The 1,173-nt window shown below is 32.7% G+C and carries 2 protein-coding genes; both read left to right on the top strand.

The annotated features are described in order from the left end of the window. On the top strand, positions 1-211 hold a 211-nt coding region (locus BT997_RS15285), incomplete at its 5' end, for a flagellin (RefSeq protein ID WP_258239506.1). 257 nt (positions 212-468) lie between these two features. Further along, on the top strand, positions 469-1,173 hold a 705-nt coding region (locus BT997_RS15280), incomplete at its 3' end, for a flagellin (protein ID WP_174247260.1).

Raw genomic sequence — 1,173 nt, 5'->3', positions numbered from 1 at the left:
AGGTTCGACTCAAAACCAAGTAGAATCTGCGGTTAGAAACTTAATGACTCAGTCTACTAATGTTAAGGCTGCTGAATCTATTATTAGAGATGTTGATTACGCTGCAGAATCTGCAAACTTCAACAAACAGAACATTATTTCTCAAGCTGGTTCTTATGCTATTAGTCAGGCGAATCAAGTACAACAAAACGTTTTAAGATTATTACAGTAAATTAAAATAAAAAAAGTTATTTAATTTTATTAAGAAGGCTAAGTTTCTATACTTGGCCTTTTTTTATGCAATTTTTTCAGAATTAATCATTATTTTAATCTAATTTTAAGAATTGGTGTGTCATAATTTCTTCATAACTTAGGGAGCAATGGCTTCCGAGAAATGAGATTCTTCTTATTTCATGCTTGTTGAACCAAGAATGTTTTGAGGCTGTAAACTTTTTGTTTACAATGTGTCATAATTAGAAAGGATCTATTATGAGAATCAATACAAACGTTTCATCTATTACTGCACAAGAAGCTGCAGTTAATACTGGTAATAATATCAAAAGTTCTTTAGAGAAGTTATCAACTGGTCTAAGAATCAATAAAGCATCAGATGATGCATCTGGTTTAGCAATTGCTGATAAACTTAGAACACAAGCGACATCTATTGATCAAGGTGTTTCAAATGGTAATTCAGCTGTAACATTACTTCAAATTGCTGATAAATCAATGGCTGAGCAATCAAATATCTTAGATACAATTAAATCTAAATTAATCCAAGCTAATACAGATACTACTTCTGATGATGGTAGAGAATCTATTAGAAAAGATATCAATAAACTACTTGAACAATTAGATAATATTGCTGAACAAACTAACTACAATGGTAATGTTTTACTTCAAGCTAGTTCTTCAGATCAAGCATCTTCAGGTGCCTTATCTTTCCAAATTGGTGAGACTGAAAATGACATTATTTCTAATACTGCTATTAGATCAAATACAGCTGGTTTAGGTGGTGGAGACAGTGCTGTTGCTTCTGGTTCAACAATTAGTGGTCAATCTAGTATGGAACTTGCAAGTGCTAATGCTATGGTATTAACAGCTACTAATGCTTCTGGTTCAGCGGCGGCGGAGAATGTAGAATTATCTGGAGACCTAGGAACTATTACTGCTACTGGTGATGTAGCAACTATTTCT

Source organism: Arcobacter sp. LA11, from assembly GCF_001895145.1.
In the GTDB taxonomy this organism is placed as follows: domain Bacteria; phylum Campylobacterota; class Campylobacteria; order Campylobacterales; family Arcobacteraceae; genus Halarcobacter.
Note: the sequence above shows the minus strand (reverse complement) of the source record. Positions and strands in the feature narration are given on the sequence as shown.